We start from the raw sequence: 19,255 nt of genomic DNA, 5'->3' as shown, positions 1-19,255 counted from the left end.
TATGAAAATAAATAAAATCATATCAGGAGTATTCTCCTTGCTCATATTATCCTCATTCATAGGATGTACTGAAATTGAAGATCATCCGGACGGCCGTACGGATTACAGCGATTTGTTTACCACGAACCGTAAAACGTATACTTATATGAATCAATGTTATGGATGGATTCTGAATTACGGGATGAACTATAACTATACCATGCTAGCTGGTTGTACGGATGAAGCCAAAGATTCCTGGGAACTACAGAACGGAGTTACCCGCAAATGGAATGAAGGACAATTATCTCCCTTCAGCAATCCGCTGGAGGGCATCGAAGGCAATCCGGAAAACTACAATTATTATTATCAAGGGATTCGTGCCTGTAATATCTTTCTTGCCAATATCCCTACTGCCAATGTCTACTCGGAAGATATACGTAACAGTTTCAAGGCACAGGTACTTACATTACGTGCTTTCTATTATCTTCAATTGGTGAAACGTTATGGAGGTGTTCCTATCATAACAACTCCCGACTACGATTATACCAAGGTTAAGAGAGGTACATTTGGCGAGTGTGCCCGCCAAATATTGGCTGATTGTCAGGCTGCTATTGATATTCCCACTGTTGAAGAATGGGGATGGCGTTCATTAGATAAGGAGAACTACCGTCACGTTATGACAAAAGCCATCTGTGCAGCCATCCGTTCGCAGATATCACTCTATGCAGCCAGCCCTCTGTACAATGACGGAACAATCACTTGGACAGAAGCCGCAGAAATTACTAAAAAATCTCTGGATGACTGTCTGGCGAACAATTATGAACTTTATAAGAAACAGCCGAATGCTACAGCTGGTTATTCTCCTTATGATGTGTATTTCTATTCGCGCACTGACTTGCCAGTAGTTAATGACAAAGAAACCATTATGGAAGTTGGACAGATGTATATGTGGAATTATGCTGGCCTGCCAACTACCGACGGGCAGACAGATGCCGGTGCGTGTCCGTCGCAAGAGCTACTTGATGCCTATGAAGTTGTGAACGGTGACATGACAGAATCTTATCCTCTGCTCAATTTAGAGAGCCCTTATCTAGATGCCAATCATCTGCAGCCTAACTTGAATTCGGCTGTTCAAGGTCTCTACAATCAAGCCAAACCGTATGAGAACCGTGATCCGCGTCTTAAAGCTTCTATTTATTATGATGGTTCCAAACTAAACCTGGAAACCGGTGCACTACTCTCAACCAAGACAGGAGGAAACTGTGCACTTGATCCCAGTAATGCACGTTACACCTGTACCGGCTATTATACACGTAAGTTCTCGCATTATAAATCCGGACGTTCCGGCAATCTGGATGGCTACTTCAAAGAGTTCCGCCTGGCTGAATTATATTTGAATTATGCAGAGGCAGCTAATGAAGCATCCACTACCGGAACTGTACCCAATGATGCGGTAGACGCAGTCAATGCAGTACGTTCCAGAGTAGGTATGCCAGGCATTCCTTACGGATTATCCTGTGATCAGTTTCGTCTGCGAATCAGGAACGAAAGACGCGTAGAACTTGCTTTTGAAGAACACCGCTTCTTTGATGTACGCCGTTGGAAGATACTGGATCAAACAGATAAAGTAATCACCGGAATGAAAGCAAACTCAGATGGAAGTTACTCCCGTTTTGTAGTAGATAATAACCGAAAAGCATATAGTGAAAAATTCCTATTATATCCAATACCGGGTGACGAAGCAATCCGGTTACAGAATGCTTCAGGAACTAACTGTCAGAATCCGGGCTGGTAATCAAATCTAAAAAATACAGATTATGCAAAAGTGGTTATTAACTATTATTATTGCCATACTTCCTGTTATCACTGCATGTTCTAAAACCGATACGGAAGCATCTGTACCGGAAGAAGAAACAGGAAAGAAAACAGAGATTAAGTTCCTTCAACTCAACTTATGGGTGGAGTGTACCAAGGTGGAGCATGCTCCGGAATATCTGATAGAACAGATTGCTACCCTACAGCCAGACATTGCTACATTTTGCGAATTATATAAAGGTCCACAAGACGATCCCGTGATGCCTAAACTAATGCAAGGGCTTAAAGATAAGGGACTCATCTATTACGATGCACGAATAGACGGAAGAGCGGTCATATCAAAATATCCGATCAAAGAGACAGAACGCATCAACAAATGGATGTTCAAAGCGATTCTGGATGTCAATGGGAAACGAGTGGCCGTTTACCCGGCACATTCAGAGTATCGTTACTACACCTGTTACTATCCCCGGGGATACAATGACGGTAGCGTTAATTGGGATAAACTTCCGGCTCCTATCACTGATGTAAACAAGATACTTGCTGTCTGCGAAGAATCAGACCGTATAGAATCCGCCCAAGCTTTTATCAACAACGCTGCCAAAGAGCTAGAGCAAGGAGCACTCGTGTTTTTTGCCGGAGATCTGAATGAGCCTTCTTATCTGGATTGGCAGGCCGATACAAAAGATCTATTCGATCATCGCGGATGTATCGTCAATTGGGGAACTTCCAAATTGTTGGTTCAACGGGGATATAAAGATGCCTACCGGGTAATTCATCCCGATCCGGTGAAATGTCCGGGATTCACTTTCCCTGCAGACAATAAATCTGTCATTCCAGAGAATCTCTCATGGGCACCGGAGGCAGATGAACGCGAACGAATTGATTTCGTTTACTATTATCCAAATAAAAATCTACAAATAAAAAGTGCCCAGATAGTAGGTCCAACAGGCTCTATTGTACGCGGACAAAGAATAGAAGAACAAACCAAAGATCCAATCATTCCGCCCGTAAACAATCAGTGGCCAAGCGATCATAAAGGAGTGCTGATTACGTTTTATATCAAAGAGTAATTACAATGATTAACAGGATGCAAAAGTGGATATACATCATTATACTCCTGACCGGATACTCAATAAAAAGTTATACACAGGAGACCATAAATCTCAATATTCCTGTTGAGCAAAACTGGATGTTCGATAACGAACATCCAGTACGCTTCATGCTGGAATTGACATCTGCACAGTCAAGTTTTTCGGATAGGATACGTATGGACATTGCAACAGATTTCGGCAATGCTGTATCGTCTACCTTTATAACCTACTCTTTCGGAACAGATTCGATGGCTCCCGGTGGAGGCTTTCGCAGTCGTGCACCAGTCAGTCTCACGAATCTCACTCCCGGGTTTTACCAGGCTTGTTTCATTGCCGGCACCGACACTCTGAAACATTTCTTCTTTGGATACGAAGCCGAACAGATTTTATCCAAACCGGATGGTCCCCCTAACTTAAAAAGATTTTGGAATAAAACCATCACCGAACTTAAACGTGTACACCCTGCCTATAAAATGACACGTCTACCTGAATCTTCGAAGCCAGAGCGTGATGTTTACGAAGTAGAAATGCGCTCGCTTGAAGGAGAAATCTTACGGGGGTATTGGGCAGTCCCTACAGATGGTCAGAGTCATCCGGCCGTAGTGGTTTATCAAGGTTATGATGCCGTCACCTGGATTCCCAGTCCCGACGACTATCCCGGTTGGTGTATCTTGGTCATTCCACCCCGTGGACAAGGCCTCAACAAACCTTATAACCGCTTTGGTGAGTGGATTGCTTTCGGACTGGATTCACCCAAACATTACTATTACAGAGGTGCTTTTGCTGATACAGTCCGCAGTATTGATTTTATTTTTGCTCAGCCATGCTTTGACGGACAAAACCTTTTTGCTACAGGTATTTCGCAAGGTGGAGCGCTCACATTAGCAGCAGCGTCACTCGACCATCGTATTTCCGCAGCTGCGCCTATCGTACCCTTTCTGTCAGACTATCCCGATTATTTCCGTTTGGTTCACTGGCCTGCCAACTTGGTATTCGAAGGAGCTGCCCGGCAGAATATTGACAAAGATAAAATATTCTCATTACTAACTTACTTTGACTTGAAGAATCTGACCGGATGGATCAAATGCCCAGTATTAATGGGATTCGGACTTCAGGACAACATTACACCACCACATACAAATTTTGCAGCATACAATCACATCCGTACACCTAAACGCTGGATATGTTACCCTACATCAGGACACTTTGCAGCTTATGAGAACATGGACTCATGGATTGCTGAAAGTACTCGTTTTTTCAATCAGTATGTAGTGTGGTAATAATCTGAACTGATAAAAACGAAACAGGCACAAACACTATAACAAGAGGTTAGTTAGGTTAGAAACCGGAAGAGTAATTCTGTTAAATAGAATTCTCTTCCGGTGTTTTATAGTTACTTTCTTCTAATAAGATTCACTGAAATCGAATAAAAACAATATATTTGCATAGATGTAAACACCTTAAAAAATAAATTAGTGAGAAAAGTAATTCTTTTATTTCTGCTATTTTTAAGCGTAGCTGGAGTCCGCACACAAGGTCAAAACATCACTTTTAGCCACTTGACCACGGACGACGGACTCTCCCAATTTTCTGTCAATAGCCTTTATATTGATGAACGGGGAATTATATGGATCGGCACGCGTGAAGGACTGAACCGGTATAACGGTAACGATATCAAAAGTTTCAAACTTAATAAAAACGATCCGAACAGTTTGTTCAGCAATACAGTGCTGCGTATCACCGGAAACAAAAACGGGAAGGTATACCTGCTCTGTACGGACGGGGTAGCAGAGTTCGATCTGACCACACAAAGATTCAAAACGTTGCTGCAAGGCAATGTGGATGCTATTTATTTCAACGAGAAATTATATATCGGGAAAAGAGAAGAAGTGTTTGTATATAATGAAAGTACCGGAAACTTCGATCTCTACTATCATCTTGCCGGAAAAGATATCACCCTCTCCTGTCTCCACCTGGACGAAAAGAAAAATCTGTGGATGGGAACTACCAGTAACGGACTTTACTGTTTATCGGGAGACAAAAAGATTTCCCAACCCGTCACAAGAGGTAATATTGCGAGTATTTACGAAGATTCGTCTAAAGAATTATGGATCTGTACTTGGGAAGAAGGACTCTACCGGATAAAAACAGACGGTACCATCGAGAACTTCCGTCATGATCCCAAAAATCCAAACAGTATTTGTGCTGACTTCGTAAGGAGTTGCTGTGAAGATAATGCAGGAAATCTGTGGATAGGAACCTTTCACGGGTTAAATCGCTATGAAAAGAGCACAGGTAAATTCCAACTTTACACTGCCAACGCGAACAAACCCGACGGACTTACCCACTCCTCCATCTGGTGCATCGTCAAAGATGAACAAGGAACAATTTGGCTGGGTACTTATTTCGGAGGTGTCAACTATTTCAATCCAGAATATGAAATCTATACCCGTTACAAAACCGGAGATACAGAGAAAGAAGGTCTAAGTAGTCTGATCGTCGGTAGAATGACTGAAGATAAGGACGGAAACCTGTGGATTTGTACCGAAGGCGGCGGCGTGAATGTGTATAACCGGAAGGATAACACCTATCGGTGGTATCGCCACGAAGAGGGCAAAAATAGCATTTCCCATAACAATGTCAAAGCAATCTACTACGACCGGACTAATGAAATCATGTGGATAGGTACACACTTGGGAGGATTGAACAAACTCGACCTGCGTACTAACCGTTTCACAGTCTACCGAATGAAAGCCGGAGACCCAACCTCACTACCTTCGGATATCGTCCGAGACATTGTACCTTATAAGGACAAGCTGGTTGTCGCCACACAAAACGGTGTTTGTCTTTTCAATCCGGCAACAGGCGCTTGCCAACAGCTCTTCAAAGAGACTAAAGAAGGAAGAGGTATTGGCATGGTAGCCAGTCTTTGCATTGATAAAGACGGTACATTGTGGATTGCGGCTACCGGGGAGGGTGTTTATTCTTACCGGTTCGACAGCGGTAAACTTACTAATTATCCACACAATCCCGCTAATCCGAACAGTCTTAGCAACAATAATATCAACAGTATCATGCAGGACAGTAACGGTAATCTGTGGTTCTGCACCTCCGGAAGCGGTCTCGACCGTTACCGTAAGGCAAGTGATGACTTTGAAAACTTCGATGTACAGACAGATGGTTTATCCAGCGACTGTATCTACGAAGTATGCGAATCGTCCATACAGAAAGGAGACTTATTGCTGATTACCAATCAGGGATTCTCACAGTTCAACTATCCAAGCAAGAAATTCTATAATTACGGTACGGAGAATGGATTCCCGTTGACTGCCGTCAATGAAAACGCACTATTTGTGACACATGACGGAGAAGTATTCCTTGGCGGTATTCAGGGAATGATTTCTTTCTGGGAGAAAAAATTACATTTCACTCCCAAATCATATAATATCATTCTTTCCCGCCTGTTTGTCAACGGAAAAGAAGTAGTTCCGGGAGATGAAAGCGGCATCCTGGAACAGTCGATCTGTCATACTCCGGAAATCAGTCTGAAAGCGAATCAATCGATGTTTAGCATCGAATATGCCACTTCCAACTTCATCCCTGCCAACAGAGATGAAATTCTCTATCGCCTGGAGGGTTTCTCAGACGAATGGAACCATACTTACCGGAAGCAAACGCTGATTACTTATACAAACCTGAATCCGGGTAAATATACCCTTGTCATCAAATCACAGAGGGAAGGAATAAAAGAGGCCAGACTGCTGATTATCGTACTCCCTTCATGGTATGAGACATGGTGGGCTTACCTGATTTATACCATTGTCACTATCAGCCTGTTATGGTATCTTATTCAGAACTATAATTCGCGCATCAAACTCCGTGAGTCTTTGAAGTACGAAAAGAAGCATATTGAAGACCTCGAAGCATTGAACCAGTCGAAACTCCGTTTCTTCACTAACATCTCGCACGAATTCCGCACACCGTTAACGCTGATCGTGGGACAAGTGGAAACTTTGTTGCAGGTGCAGACATTTACGCCTAATATATATAATAAGGTGTTGGGAATCTACAAGAACAGTCTCCAATTACGGGAACTGATTACGGAACTACTTGATTTCCGTAAACAGGAACAGGGTCACATGAAGATCAAAGTTAGCCAGCACAATCTGGTTAACTTCCTGTATGAGAATTATCTGCTCTTCCTCGAATATGCGAGCAGTAAACAAATCAACTTCAAGTTCAACAAACAGAAGGATGACATTGAAGTATGGTATGACCAAAAACAGATGCAGAAAGTGATAAACAACCTGCTGTCTAATGCAGTGAAGCATACCAAGGCCGAAGATACGATTTCGATTAATGTATCGCAGGAGAAAGACCATGTCATCATTGAAATAAAAGATACCGGTACAGGTATCGCCGCTGCCGAAATTGATAAGATATTCGACCGTTTCTACCAGACCGAACATCTCAACTCGCTGAATACCGGAGCCGGTACAGGCATCGGACTGGCACTGACGAAAGGAATTGTGGAACTTCATCACGGCACAATCCGGGTAGAAAGCGAACCGGGCAAAGGAAGCAGTTTCATTATCACCCTCAAACTAGGCAAGGAACACTTCACAGAAGAGCAAATAGCGAAAGATGATACGGAAACCATCCAGCAAACAGAGACTATTGTTCCTTCAGTAGAAATAATCCCTGATTCGGAATGGAAAGAAGAAGATAACAAGCGCATCGAAGACGCCAAAATGCTGATAGTGGAAGACAATGAATCTATCAAGCAGATGTTAGTCGGTATTTTCGAAACATTCTATCAAGTCAGTACGGCTTCCGACGGAGTAGAAGCATTAGAAATGATACAGAAGGATATGCCGAGCATCATTTTAAGTGATGTCGTAATGCCACGCATGTCGGGTACGGAACTTTGCAAACAGATCAAGACGGACTTTAACACTTGCCATATTCCGGTGGTATTATTAACTGCACGTACTGCTATAGAGCACAATATCGAAGGTTTGAAGATTGGTGCGGATGATTATATCACGAAACCGTTTAATACCAATCTTCTGATTTCCCGCTGCAATAACCTGGTTAACTCCCGCCGGCTATTGCAAGAGAAGTTCAGCAAACAACCACAGGCTTTTGCCCAAATGTTGGCTACCAACCCGATGGATAAGGAGATGCTCGACCGCGCGATGGCCATTATCGAACGCCATCTGGACAATACGGATTTCAACGTTAATATCTTCGCCCGCGAAATGGGTATGGCACGTACGAACCTATTCACTAAACTGAAAGCAGTTACAGGCCAGACCCCGAATGATTTCATCCTAAGCATACGTCTCAAAAAAGGCGCTGTCATGTTAAGGAATAACCCGGAGCTGAATATCACGGAGATCTCTGACCGGATTGGGTTCTCCTCCTCCCGCTATTTCAGTAAATGTTTCAAGGAGATTTATCACGTCAGTCCGCTGGCTTATCGTAAAGGAGAAGAGAGCGAAGAAGAAGGAGACGGAGAAGAAACAGATTAGCAGGTAACTATACAAGCACTCTTGCAAAATAATCTTATATTATTAGGCACGGATCACACGGATTTCACGGATTAAAAAACGATGAGTATGAAAACAACAGCGTTAATCCGTGTAATCCGTGCCTAAATTTATGATATAAACGGTTTCTTAGTCCGGACATCTTCGCCCGAATAAAGAAGGTAACTTCTTAAGTGTACTATTTTGTACTTCACTTGTACATTCCTACTCATTCTTTTTCTTCCAATCGCTTATCTTTGTGTTCATTACATTATTTCCTAAAACATTCAGCATTATGAAAAACGTTTCGCGTCTACTTCCCCTATTGTCCGGCATCGTCACGCTGTCAGGATGCAGTCATGCACCCCAAAAGAGCAATGGGCAGAATAACCAAAAGCCTAACATTATTTATATATTTGCAGATGATCTCGGCATTGGTGATTTAAGCTGTTATGGAGCAACGAAAGTGAGTACTCCCAACATCGACCGGTTGGCAGGACAAGGAGTACAATTCACCAATGCTTATGCAACTTCTGCCACCAGCACTCCTTCCCGTTTCGGACTCCTGACAGGTATGTACCCCTGGAGACAAGAAAACACAGGAATCGCTCCCGGCAACTCTGAACTCATTATCGACACTACCTGCGTCACCATGGCAGATATGCTGAAAGATGCAGGATACGCAACCGGTGCAGTAGGCAAATGGCATCTGGGACTCGGTCCGAAAGGTGGAACCGACTTTAACAACCGGATTACCCCTAATGCACAAAGCATCGGTTTTGACTACGAATTTATTATTCCGGCTACCGTAGACCGTGTACCTTGTGTATTTGTAGAAAACGGACATGTCGTAGGACTTGACCCCAATGATCCTATCACCGTAAGTTACGACCACAAAGTCGGCGACTGGCCTACGGGAGAAGAGAACCCGGAGCTCGTCACTTTAAAACCCAGCCAGGGACACAACAATACAATTATCAACGGCATTCCCCGTATCGGCTGGATGACCGGAGGAAAATCCGCCCTTTGGAAAGATGAAGACATAGCCGATATCATCACCCATAAGGCTAAGAATTTCATTGCATCCCATCAGGAAGAACCCTTCTTCTTATATATGGGTACGCAAGACGTACATGTACCGCGCATCCCCCACCCACGTTTCGCAGGCAAAAGCGGACTCGGCACTCGTGGCGACGTCATCCTGCAACTGGACTGGACTATCGGTGAAATCATGCACACACTGGACAGCCTCCACATCGCAGACAACACTATCCTGATCTTTACCAGCGATAACGGTCCTGTTATCGACGACGGCTATCAAGACCAAGCTTACGAACTTCTCAACGGACATACTCCGATGGGTATCTACCGTGGTGGGAAATACAGTGCTTACGAAGCGGGTACACGCGTTCCATTTATTGTCCGTTGGCCTGCCCGGGTGAAGCCGAACAAGCAACAAGCTCTTTTCTCTCAAATAGATGTGTATGCATCGCTCGCCTCACTTTTGGACCAACCTTTACGCAAAGGAGCTGCCCCCGACAGTCAGGAACATCTGAACGTTCTCCTCGGCAAAAATAATACAAACCGTGAGTATGTCGTTCAACAGAATCTCAATAACACACTTGCCATCATAAAAGGTCAATGGAAATACATCGAACCGAGCGACGGCCCCGCCATCGAACATTGGACGAAAATGGAGTTAGGCAACGACAAACAGCCTCAACTTTACGATTTATCCTCCGATCCATCGGAGAAAACGAATGTATCAAAACAACATCCCGACATAGTGAAAGAGTTATCCGAATTACTAGAATCCATAAAAGAGAAATAGTTTATGAGAACAGAAAAATTGTATGATTTTGCACCAATCTTGAATAATTCTATCCATATTAGAATATTCAATCCGTCTATCTTTGCAAGCGTAGATTCAATAAAATCACTTAATTTTTAATATATGAAAAAACATTTATCCACTCAAACTAGAAAAAGGATGCTCTCCTCCATCGGACTGATCTTATTTTCTGTTTCTTTTGTACTTGCACAGGTACTTGTTAAAGGTACAGTGAAGGACAACTTAGGAGAAGGAGTGCCGGGAGCCAGTGTTCAGGTACAAGGTACTTCACAAGGAACAATCACTGACCTTGATGGTAAATTTGCTTTTAACGTACCCAATAAGAATTCAATATTGGTTATTTCTTTCATTGGTTATGTCACTGTAGAAATAAAGGCGGACACTCAAAAGCCAATGGTTATCACATTGAAGGAAGATACAAAGACATTGGACGAAGTGGTAGTAGTCGGCTATCAGGAAATACGCAAGAGAGACCTGACGGGTTCTGTTGCCAAAGCCAGCATGGCAGAACTGCTTAGCACTCCGACTGCTTCTTTCGGCGAGACATTAGGCGGACGTATTGCCGGTGTCAACGTAAGTTCGGGCGAAGGTATGCCGGGCGGACAGATGAACATCGTCATCCGTGGTAACAACTCTTTGACACAGGACAACTCTCCTCTTTATGTCATTGACGGTTTCCCGGTGGAAGATCCTTCCATAGCCGCAGCCATCAATCAGAACGATATCGAGTCACTCGATTTCCTGAAGGATGCCTCTGCTACCGCTATCTACGGTGCCCGTGGTGCCAACGGTGTCGTGATGATTACAACCAAGAAAGGCACAATCGGTCAGCCTAAAATTAAATATGACGGAAGTTTCGGTATTCAGCATATCACCAAAACGATTCCGATGATGGATGCATACGAGTTCGTCAAACTACAGGCAGAACGTAGTCCCAAAGATATGGAAACTACCTACTTCATGAATTATGACGGTAAGAAATGGGGACTGGAAGATTATAGGAATATCCCGCAATATAACTGGCAGGATGAAATCTTCCGCAGCGCATGGATGCAAAGCCACAATGTCAGCCTGACCGGTGGTTCGGAAGGAGTTCGCTACAATGCTTCTTTATCTTATTATGACCAGGACGGTATCTTATTGGAATCAAACTACAAACGTGTACAAGGCCGTATGGGTACTACCATCCAAAAGAAGAAACTGAAAATCTATCTGACAACCAACTATTCAAGCACTACAACCACTGGTGGTTCTCCTTCCCAGAACTCATACAGTGGTATGAATAACCTGTTCTATAGTGTATGGGGATATCGCCCCGTGACCGAACCGGACAGACCATTAAACTCATTGATGGATAACATCATGGACGACGCGATAAACAATACCAACGATTATCGTTTCAATCCTATCATGTCCTTGAAAAACGAATATCGCAAGACGTATGCGAACTACATTCAGTTCAACGGATTTGCAGAATATGAATTTATCAAAGGATTGAAGTTGAAAGTTTCAGGCGGTTACACATTCGATACCCGCAAAGGGGAAACATTCAACAACTCGAAGACCCGTTATGGTAATCCGAAATCATCCGATAAGGTAAATGCAGAAATCTACCATTCTCAACGTGCAACATGGTTGAATGAAAATATTCTGACCTATCAGAGCAATATCAAACGGAAGCATTTCTTCAATAGCATGGTAGGTGTAACCCTGCAGAATTCCGACTATGAATACTATTCATACAAAACGGTACAGATTCCGAACGAAGCACTCGGCATGGCGGGAATGAGTGAAGGAACTCCCAGTACGACTAAATCATTAAAGAGTTCCTGGTCTATGCTTTCTTTCCTGGGACGTTTGAACTATAACTATAAATCATTGTATTATGCAACGGTTTCTTTCCGTTCCGACGGTTCTTCCAAGTTCCGTGGTGATAACCGTTTCGGCTACTTCCCTTCCGGTTCATTGGCATGGGGATTCATGGAGGAAGATTTTATGAAACCATTGAAGTCTGTTGTTTCTTCAGGTAAATTAAGAGCAAGCTGGGGATTGACCGGTAACAACCGTGTAGGCGAGTATGATACGTATGCTTTATATCAGATATTGAAGGATAAAGTCGGAGACTTTATTTCGATCGGTAGCCTCCCCAGTGGCGTATATCCGTTCGAAAATAGTCTGACAAGTGTAGGTACAGTGCCCACTTCCTTAAGAAACAGAAAACTGAAATGGGAGACTACCGAACAGTGGAACCTGGGGCTGGACTTAGGCTTCCTGGACGAACGCATCGGATTAACCGTAGATTGGTATCGTAAAACGACTCGTGACCTGTTGCTGAATACTGCACTCCCCACCTCTTCCGGTTATTTCAGTGCCATGAAGAATGTAGGAAAGGTACGCAATCAAGGTATCGAGTTCACATTGAACACGACCAATATCAAGAACCGTCATTTCTCATGGACTACTAACTTTAATATTGCATTCAACAAGAACAAAGTATTAGAACTGGCCGAAAACCAATCTTCTCTATTGAGTGCAGCCAAATTTGACCAGAACTATAACTCCCAATACAGCTACATTGCCAAAGTGGGTTATCCGATGGGAATGATGTACGGATTCATCTACGAAGGTACATACAAATACGAAGATTTCGACAAAGTGGGTGATACATATACACTGAAACGCAATGTTCCGTATTTCTCTTCCGAAAGTAATACACAACCGGGTATGCCGAAATACGCAGACCTAAATGGTGACGGTATCATCGACGATAACGACCGTACTATGATCGGTAACGGTATGCCGAAACATACGGGTGGATTTACCAACAATTTCGAATACAAAGGATTTGACTTGAGCATCTTCTTCCAATGGTCGTATGGAAACGATGTATTGAATGCCAACCGCCTGTTCTTCGAGAACAGCAATAAAACACGTGACTTGAACCAATACGCAAGTTACGCAGACCGCTGGACACCGGAAAATCCGGAAAGTAATATTCCGAGAGCTACCGACTCCGGTTCTAACAAAGTGTTCTCTACACGTATTATCGAAGATGGTTCGTTCCTTCGTCTGAAGACCGTATCTTTAGGATATACACTGCCGAAACAACTGACCAAAAAATGGAAGATAGACAATGCACGCGTATTCGTTGCCGGTCAGAATCTATGGACATGTACAGGGTATTCCGGTTACGACCCGGAAGTATCTATCCGTGAAGGCGCACTGACTCCGGGACTGGACTTCTCCGCTTATCCGAGAGCCTACTCTATCAGTTTTGGTATAAACTTAGGTTTCTAATCAATCATCCTTCAAACAATTACGTATATGAAAACAATAAAAATAATCATCATATCACTTCTTGTCGGACTTAACCTGACTTCCTGCGATTTCCTGGAAAAAGACCCGACATACACCACTCCTGAAAACTTCTTCAAAAATGAAGCGGACGCTACCTCTTGGCTAACAGGAACCTATGCCATTCTGGGACAAAGTTCCTTCTACGGAAATGAATTCTTATACCTTGTAGGAGGTGACGATCTGGGACACTATGGTGGTGCCAACCGCGGACCTAACAAAAGTGGGTTGATCTGTAACAATGCCAATACAAGTGATCCGGCCGTTGCAGCATTGTGGTACACATTATACTCCGGCATCAACAGAGCCAATATTTTCCTGGAAAATATTGATGCAGTGCCCGATATGAACGACGATACCCGCAAGCAGTACAAAGCCGAAGCCCGTTTCTTACGCGCATTCTATTATTTTACTTTGGTAGAATGTTGGGGAGATGTACCTTTCAAGACTACTTCTACAGAAGATGCCTATAACCTCTCCATTCCACGTACGGACAAACAGACGATTTACGACTTTATCATCAAAGAGATGTATGGTTCTGCCGAGGATCTCAAATCTGCTCAAGATTTGAACTATTTACCGGGACGTGTTTCTAAATCGGCTGCTTGGGGAATGTTGGCGCGTGTATATATGTTCCGGGCCGGTGAGCCTAAACGTGACAAGGAAGTGGGTTTAGCCAACAACACGACTAGTGCCGAGATTACAGAATATTTCAAAAAAGCAAGTTACTATGCACAGTTAGTTAAGAATGAGGGTCATTCACTGACTGCCAAATATTGGGACTTCTTTATCGACATTTGTTCTGATAAGTATAACACTGCTCTCAATAAGGATGGTGCCAAGGCTAATGAAAGTATTTGGGAAGTAGAATTTACAGGTAACCGTTCAACGGATGTACGTGCAGAAGGTAGAATCGGTAATATTATCGGCATTCAGGGTAAGGACCTTTCTTCCAAAGCATCCATCACCGGTAAAGGTGATCCGGGCTATGCATACGCTTTTATCTGGAATACTCCTAAACTGCTGGAATTGTATGAAGCAAACGATGACATTGACCGTTGCAACTGGAATATCGCTCCATTCACTTACACCCAGTCAGCAGGAGAAGGTACTCCGGTAGACGGTCGTGAATTTGTAAAGGGAAAAAGAGATGAAGTGGAACAACAATACTGGGATAAATCCTTCAGCTATGGTAAAACAGAGCCGGGGTCTACTTACGGTGATCGTGAATCGAAGAACGATGCCAATAAGAACCGCAACAGGGCTGCCGCCAAATATCGTAGAGAATATGAAGCAGACAAGAAGAGTAAAAACGATACTTCCATCAACTTCCCTCTTCTCCGTTACTCTGACATTCTGCTAATGATTGCAGAGGCAGAAAATGAAGTCAACCATGGTCCCAATGATTTGGCGTATGAATGTATCAATGCAGTAAGAGAACGTGCAGGAATCAAAAAACTTGCAGCAAATCTGGATGAAGAGAGCTTCCGCAAAGCTATCAAAGACGAACGTGCAATGGAACTCTGTTTCGAGTACACACGTCGTTTCGACCTGATCCGTTGGGGAGACTATTACAAACTGATGCAGGAACAAGTGGACAAGGCACAGGCTGACGAATCCTGGAAATTCGGAATCAATGTATATACTTACTTCAATATTCCGAAGTCTTACAACTATTTCCCGATTCCTGCCAATGAAATAGGATCAAACGGTGCTATCAAGACGAATAATCCGGGTTGGTAATTCTCTTAATAACTTTAAAAAGAAAAGGACATGAAAATAATATATAAAAGTTTGATGACTATCGCTTTTGCCGGACTATCCCTGGCTTCATGCGACAAGGAATTAAAAGAAGAAACAGCAATGGAAGTGGGTGTGGTGACAGACAGCAATGTCAGCTTCGATGGCAAAACTGTGACTGTAAAGAAAGGAAACCCTGTAACGTTCAGCTTCGATGGTGACCCTGATTTTATCAGTTTCTTCAGCGGTGAGATAGGGCACGAATACAAACACCGGAACAGAATTGAAATGCAACCGGAAGACGTAGAAAAATGTGAAATCAACTTCTCCGTAGTATATGACTATGGTAGTGCGAAAACCATCGAAGGTTCTACTCACATATTAATATCCGATCAATTCGAAGGAATTAGTGGCAACAATGTGGAAAAAGACAAAGAAGCAGTTACTAATTGCGAATGGACAGAACTTGTCAGCCAAGATGAGCTTCCTAAAGCAACCAAAGATACTAAAGACTATTCTTGTCCTTTAATATCTTACTTGGGTAAAGAAATCAGCATTGCTTTCCGCCTCAACCCTCTTGATAATAGCAGCACAATGCCTGTAATACATATTAAAGGCTTACAGCTTAATCTGGAGTTCAACAATGGAAAATCAACCACAATTAATGCAAAGAACTTCGAATTCTCGGCTTTAAATGTAACCTACAATTTAGATGATCTTTCAAAAAACAACACTCATCTTACCAAATTGAAGGAAGCATTAGGAAATAAAAACCTCACACTTGAAGAGATGAAAAGCGCAGAATATGCAGATAAAATAGCATATGCTACTGTAGACGGTAATATTCCTTATTTCTGGAGAATTAGCCAGCCAAGCGATTTCGTAACCAGTGGCGGAGCAGCAGGGTATACAAAAGGAGATACTTGGCTTATCTCCAATTCCATCCTCCTTAACGGTTCCTGCGATCCTGACGCTGGTGTAGCTATCAAGAATATCTCGCAATCGTTGGAGATATACTCACATACCTATGAAGAGGCCGGTACATATACCGCTACTTTCGTAGCCAACAATGCAAACTACGTCCATCAAGGTGGTCAAGTAGTACGTGAACTGACTATAAACGTTGTAGAATAAAAATATATCCCCCAATTTTTCTAACCTTCAATCATAGAAAACGTTTATAAAAATCAGACTTTAATCAATTTAACATCAGAAAGAGAGGGACCGCGAGGTTCCTCTCTTTTACTTTTTCTGTATCTTTGCACAAAAATAAAAATAATGCCAAAGACTCTTCCTATTCATTTTGCCCCATTACAAGGTTACACCGAAGTGTTTTACCGTAATGCTCATGCTGCCTGCTTCGGAGGTATAGATACTTATTATACCCCATTTGTACGACTCGAAAAAGGCGGATTCCGCCATAGAGATGTGCGAGGAATCGAACCCGGGAATAATCAGGTAGCCCATCTGATTCCCCAACTGATAGCCCCTTCTTTTGAAAAAGCAGAAAAAATCTTATCCCTATTCATTGAAAAGGGATATAAGGAAGTCGACATCAATATGGGATGTCCTTTTCCCATGCTGGCTAAACGCCACAATGGTTCCGGCATTCTTCCTTATCCCGAAGAAGTTCAGGCGTTACTTAGCCTGATTACAGAATATCCGCAAATAAGTTTCTCCATCAAAATGAGGTTGGGCTGGGAAGATCCGGAAGAATGTCTGAAACTGGCTCCGATTATCAATGAGCTACCCTTGCGACAAGTGGTTATGCACCCCCGCTTGGGAAAACAGCAATACAAAGGAGAAGTTGACCTTAAAGCGTTTGAGGCTTTTCAGAATGCCTGCAAGCATCCGCTCATCTATAATGGAGATATCAATAGTGTAGAAGATATTCACCGCATTCAGGAACAGTTTCCCGGACTAGCCGGAATGATGATAGGACGGGGATTACTTGCCAACCCGGCATTAGCTTTGGAGTATAGACAAAACCGTGCACTCGAGTTCGATGAAATGAGAGAAAAATTGCAATCTATGCACAAATGCGTATACAATCAATATGCAGAACAGTTGGAAGGAGGAGACGAACAACTTCTGAACAAAATGAAAACTTTCTGGGAATATTTAATGCCGCAAGCAGACAGAAAATTACTGAAAGCAATTCATAAAAGCACAAGTCTCAACAAATATAATCAGGCAATCCTTGTCTTTTTTAATCAACGATGAACTGATAACCAGTAATTTTACGTAATTTTGCGCCCGTTTACAAACATGCACATTATGAAAAAATACATTCTAATCTTTCTTTGTCTGATAACCGTATCAGGCAGTTTCGCACAAATGCAGGATTTCAAGTTCAAATTCTATGGACAGATTCGTACTGACTTCTATTATAATAGTCGTGCTAACGAAGAAACCGTAGACGGATTGTTTTATATGTATCCAAAAGACAAAGTGCGTGATCCGGAGGGGAACGATTTGAACTCAACACCCAACAGTAACTTCTATACTTTATATTCGCGCCTTGGAGTAGACGTTGCCGGTCCAAAACTGGGAACAGCCAAGACATCTGCCAAAGTAGAAGTCGACTTCCGCGGCACAGGCACTTCTTATTCGGTCATTCGCCTTCGTCATGCTTATTTGAATCTGGATTGGGGAAAATCAACTTTATTACTCGGACAGAACTGGCATCCCTTATTCGGAGATGTGTCTCCGCAGATTCTTAATCTCTCCGTAGGAGCACCGTTTCAGCCCTTCAGCCGTGCGCCACAAATTCGTTATCGCTATACAAACAAGAATTTCCAACTTACCGGAGCCGCAGTGTGGCAATCACAATATACTTCACAAGGACCGGAAGGGAAAACACATAAGTATCTGAAGCAAAGCTGTATTCCCGAATTTTATGTCGGAGCTGATTATAAGAATGGCGGTTTGCTGGCCGGCGTAGGCATTGAGTTGTTATCATTGAAACCACGTACGGAGTCTATAGTAAATACAGATAAATACAAGGTAGACGAACGCATCACAACTCTTTCATACGAAGCTCATGTGAAATACACCAACAAAGACTGGTTCATCGCTGCGAAGAGTGTATTAGGATCCAATCTGACACAAGCTTCCGGTTTGGGTGGATTCGGGATCAAGTCTGTCAACGAACAAACGGGAGAACAAGAATATACTCCGATACGTTTCTCCAGCTCTTGGTTCAACGTTGTCTACGGACAGAAATGGAAGCCGGGAATCTTCGTAGGCTATGCCAAGAATCTGGGAACAAGTGATGCACTATATGCTCCCAAAGGAAATGATGCAAAACTTTATGGAACAGGAACTGACCTTAACCAATTAGTTACGGCAGGAGCAGAACTGACCTACAATGTCCCCCACTGGAAATTCGGGTTGGAATATACATTAAGCTCTGCATGGTATGGTTCGCTCAATACGTCCAATGGGAAAATTCAAGATACCCATGCCGTATGTAACAACCGTATTGTTGCCGTTGCCATGTTTATGTTCTAACCTCTCTATACAATTATTTTAATTATATATCTGTCACCTGTCACCGATTGCTGCTTAACGGTTTGATTATTAACAATTAACACCGTGACAGCAATAGGTGACAGCAGTGTGACAACAATAATGCTGTCACCAGAAACAGATAAACTACATTTCACAACGCGGAGGTATTCACTCTGGAAGCTCCAGGCAATCCTATTTATTTCATGAATGCATTACCTTTGTTTCTCGTGGGGAAACTGTAGTTTCAGCACCGAGAAACTAGTGTTCCCCTATCAGGAAAAGCAAATGATCTCCTATTGTCTGTACTGTACTGGATTTAGTTGACAACTTCGCTTGTTATACCTAAGTTAGTTTACTCAATATTTTTTAAAACCTAA

10 protein-coding genes are annotated in these 19,255 nt (G+C 42.9%); all 10 read left to right on the top strand.

Features of this window, described 5'->3' with window-relative positions; translation table 11 throughout:
* Nucleotide 1 precedes the first annotated feature (1 nt).
* Complete coding sequence (locus AB5217_RS17790) at nt 2-1,774, top strand: RagB/SusD family nutrient uptake outer membrane protein (protein WP_217724698.1); 1,773 nt, start codon at nt 2-4, stop codon at nt 1,772-1,774.
* A 22-nt stretch (nt 1,775-1,796) separates the two neighbouring features.
* A complete protein-coding gene (locus AB5217_RS17785; protein ID WP_195443553.1) occupies nt 1,797-2,867 on the top strand; it encodes an endonuclease/exonuclease/phosphatase family protein in 1,071 nt (356 codons plus the stop codon).
* Between the two features lie 5 nt (nt 2,868-2,872).
* On the top strand, nt 2,873-4,168 hold the full coding sequence (locus tag AB5217_RS17780; RefSeq protein ID WP_128857391.1) for an acetylxylan esterase: 1,296 nt from the start codon (nt 2,873-2,875) through the stop codon (nt 4,166-4,168).
* A 195-nt stretch (nt 4,169-4,363) separates the two neighbouring features.
* A complete protein-coding gene (locus AB5217_RS17775; protein WP_368112766.1) occupies nt 4,364-8,422 on the top strand; it encodes a two-component regulator propeller domain-containing protein in 4,059 nt (1,352 codons plus the stop codon).
* A 292-nt stretch (nt 8,423-8,714) separates the two neighbouring features.
* Entirely contained in the window at nt 8,715-10,250 is a 1,536-nt protein-coding gene (locus AB5217_RS17770) for a sulfatase-like hydrolase/transferase (RefSeq protein ID WP_004324282.1), read from the top strand.
* A gap of 159 nt (nt 10,251-10,409) precedes the next feature.
* Nucleotides 10,410-13,568 carry a SusC/RagA family TonB-linked outer membrane protein gene (locus tag AB5217_RS17765; protein ID WP_175353455.1) on the top strand — a complete coding sequence of 1,053 codons (3,159 nt, stop codon included), beginning with the start codon at nt 10,410-10,412 and terminating at the stop codon, nt 13,566-13,568.
* Between the two features lie 27 nt (nt 13,569-13,595).
* Entirely contained in the window at nt 13,596-15,368 is a 1,773-nt protein-coding gene (locus AB5217_RS17760) for a RagB/SusD family nutrient uptake outer membrane protein (RefSeq protein ID WP_115484892.1), read from the top strand.
* 30 nt (nt 15,369-15,398) lie between these two features.
* A complete protein-coding gene (locus tag AB5217_RS17755; RefSeq protein WP_004298363.1) occupies nt 15,399-16,499 on the top strand; it encodes a DUF5017 domain-containing protein in 1,101 nt (366 codons plus the stop codon).
* A gap of 144 nt (nt 16,500-16,643) precedes the next feature.
* Nucleotides 16,644-17,588, top strand: a complete 945-nt coding sequence (locus tag AB5217_RS17750; protein WP_115484893.1) for a tRNA-dihydrouridine synthase family protein — start codon at nt 16,644-16,646, stop codon at nt 17,586-17,588.
* Nucleotides 17,589-17,642: 54 nt separating this feature from the next.
* Nucleotides 17,643-18,878, top strand: a complete 1,236-nt coding sequence (locus AB5217_RS17745) for a DcaP family trimeric outer membrane transporter (RefSeq protein WP_115484896.1) — start codon at nt 17,643-17,645, stop codon at nt 18,876-18,878.
* The last annotated feature ends 377 nt before the right edge of the window (nt 18,879-19,255 follow it).

This window comes from Bacteroides sp. MSSM.1001136sp1_RTP21357st2_D2_RTP21359_211015, assembly GCF_040913205.1.
GTDB lineage: Bacteria > Bacteroidota > Bacteroidia > Bacteroidales > Bacteroidaceae > Bacteroides > Bacteroides ovatus.
The sequence above is the reverse complement of the archived record's forward strand: the minus strand, read 5'-3'. Positions and strand labels throughout refer to the sequence as shown.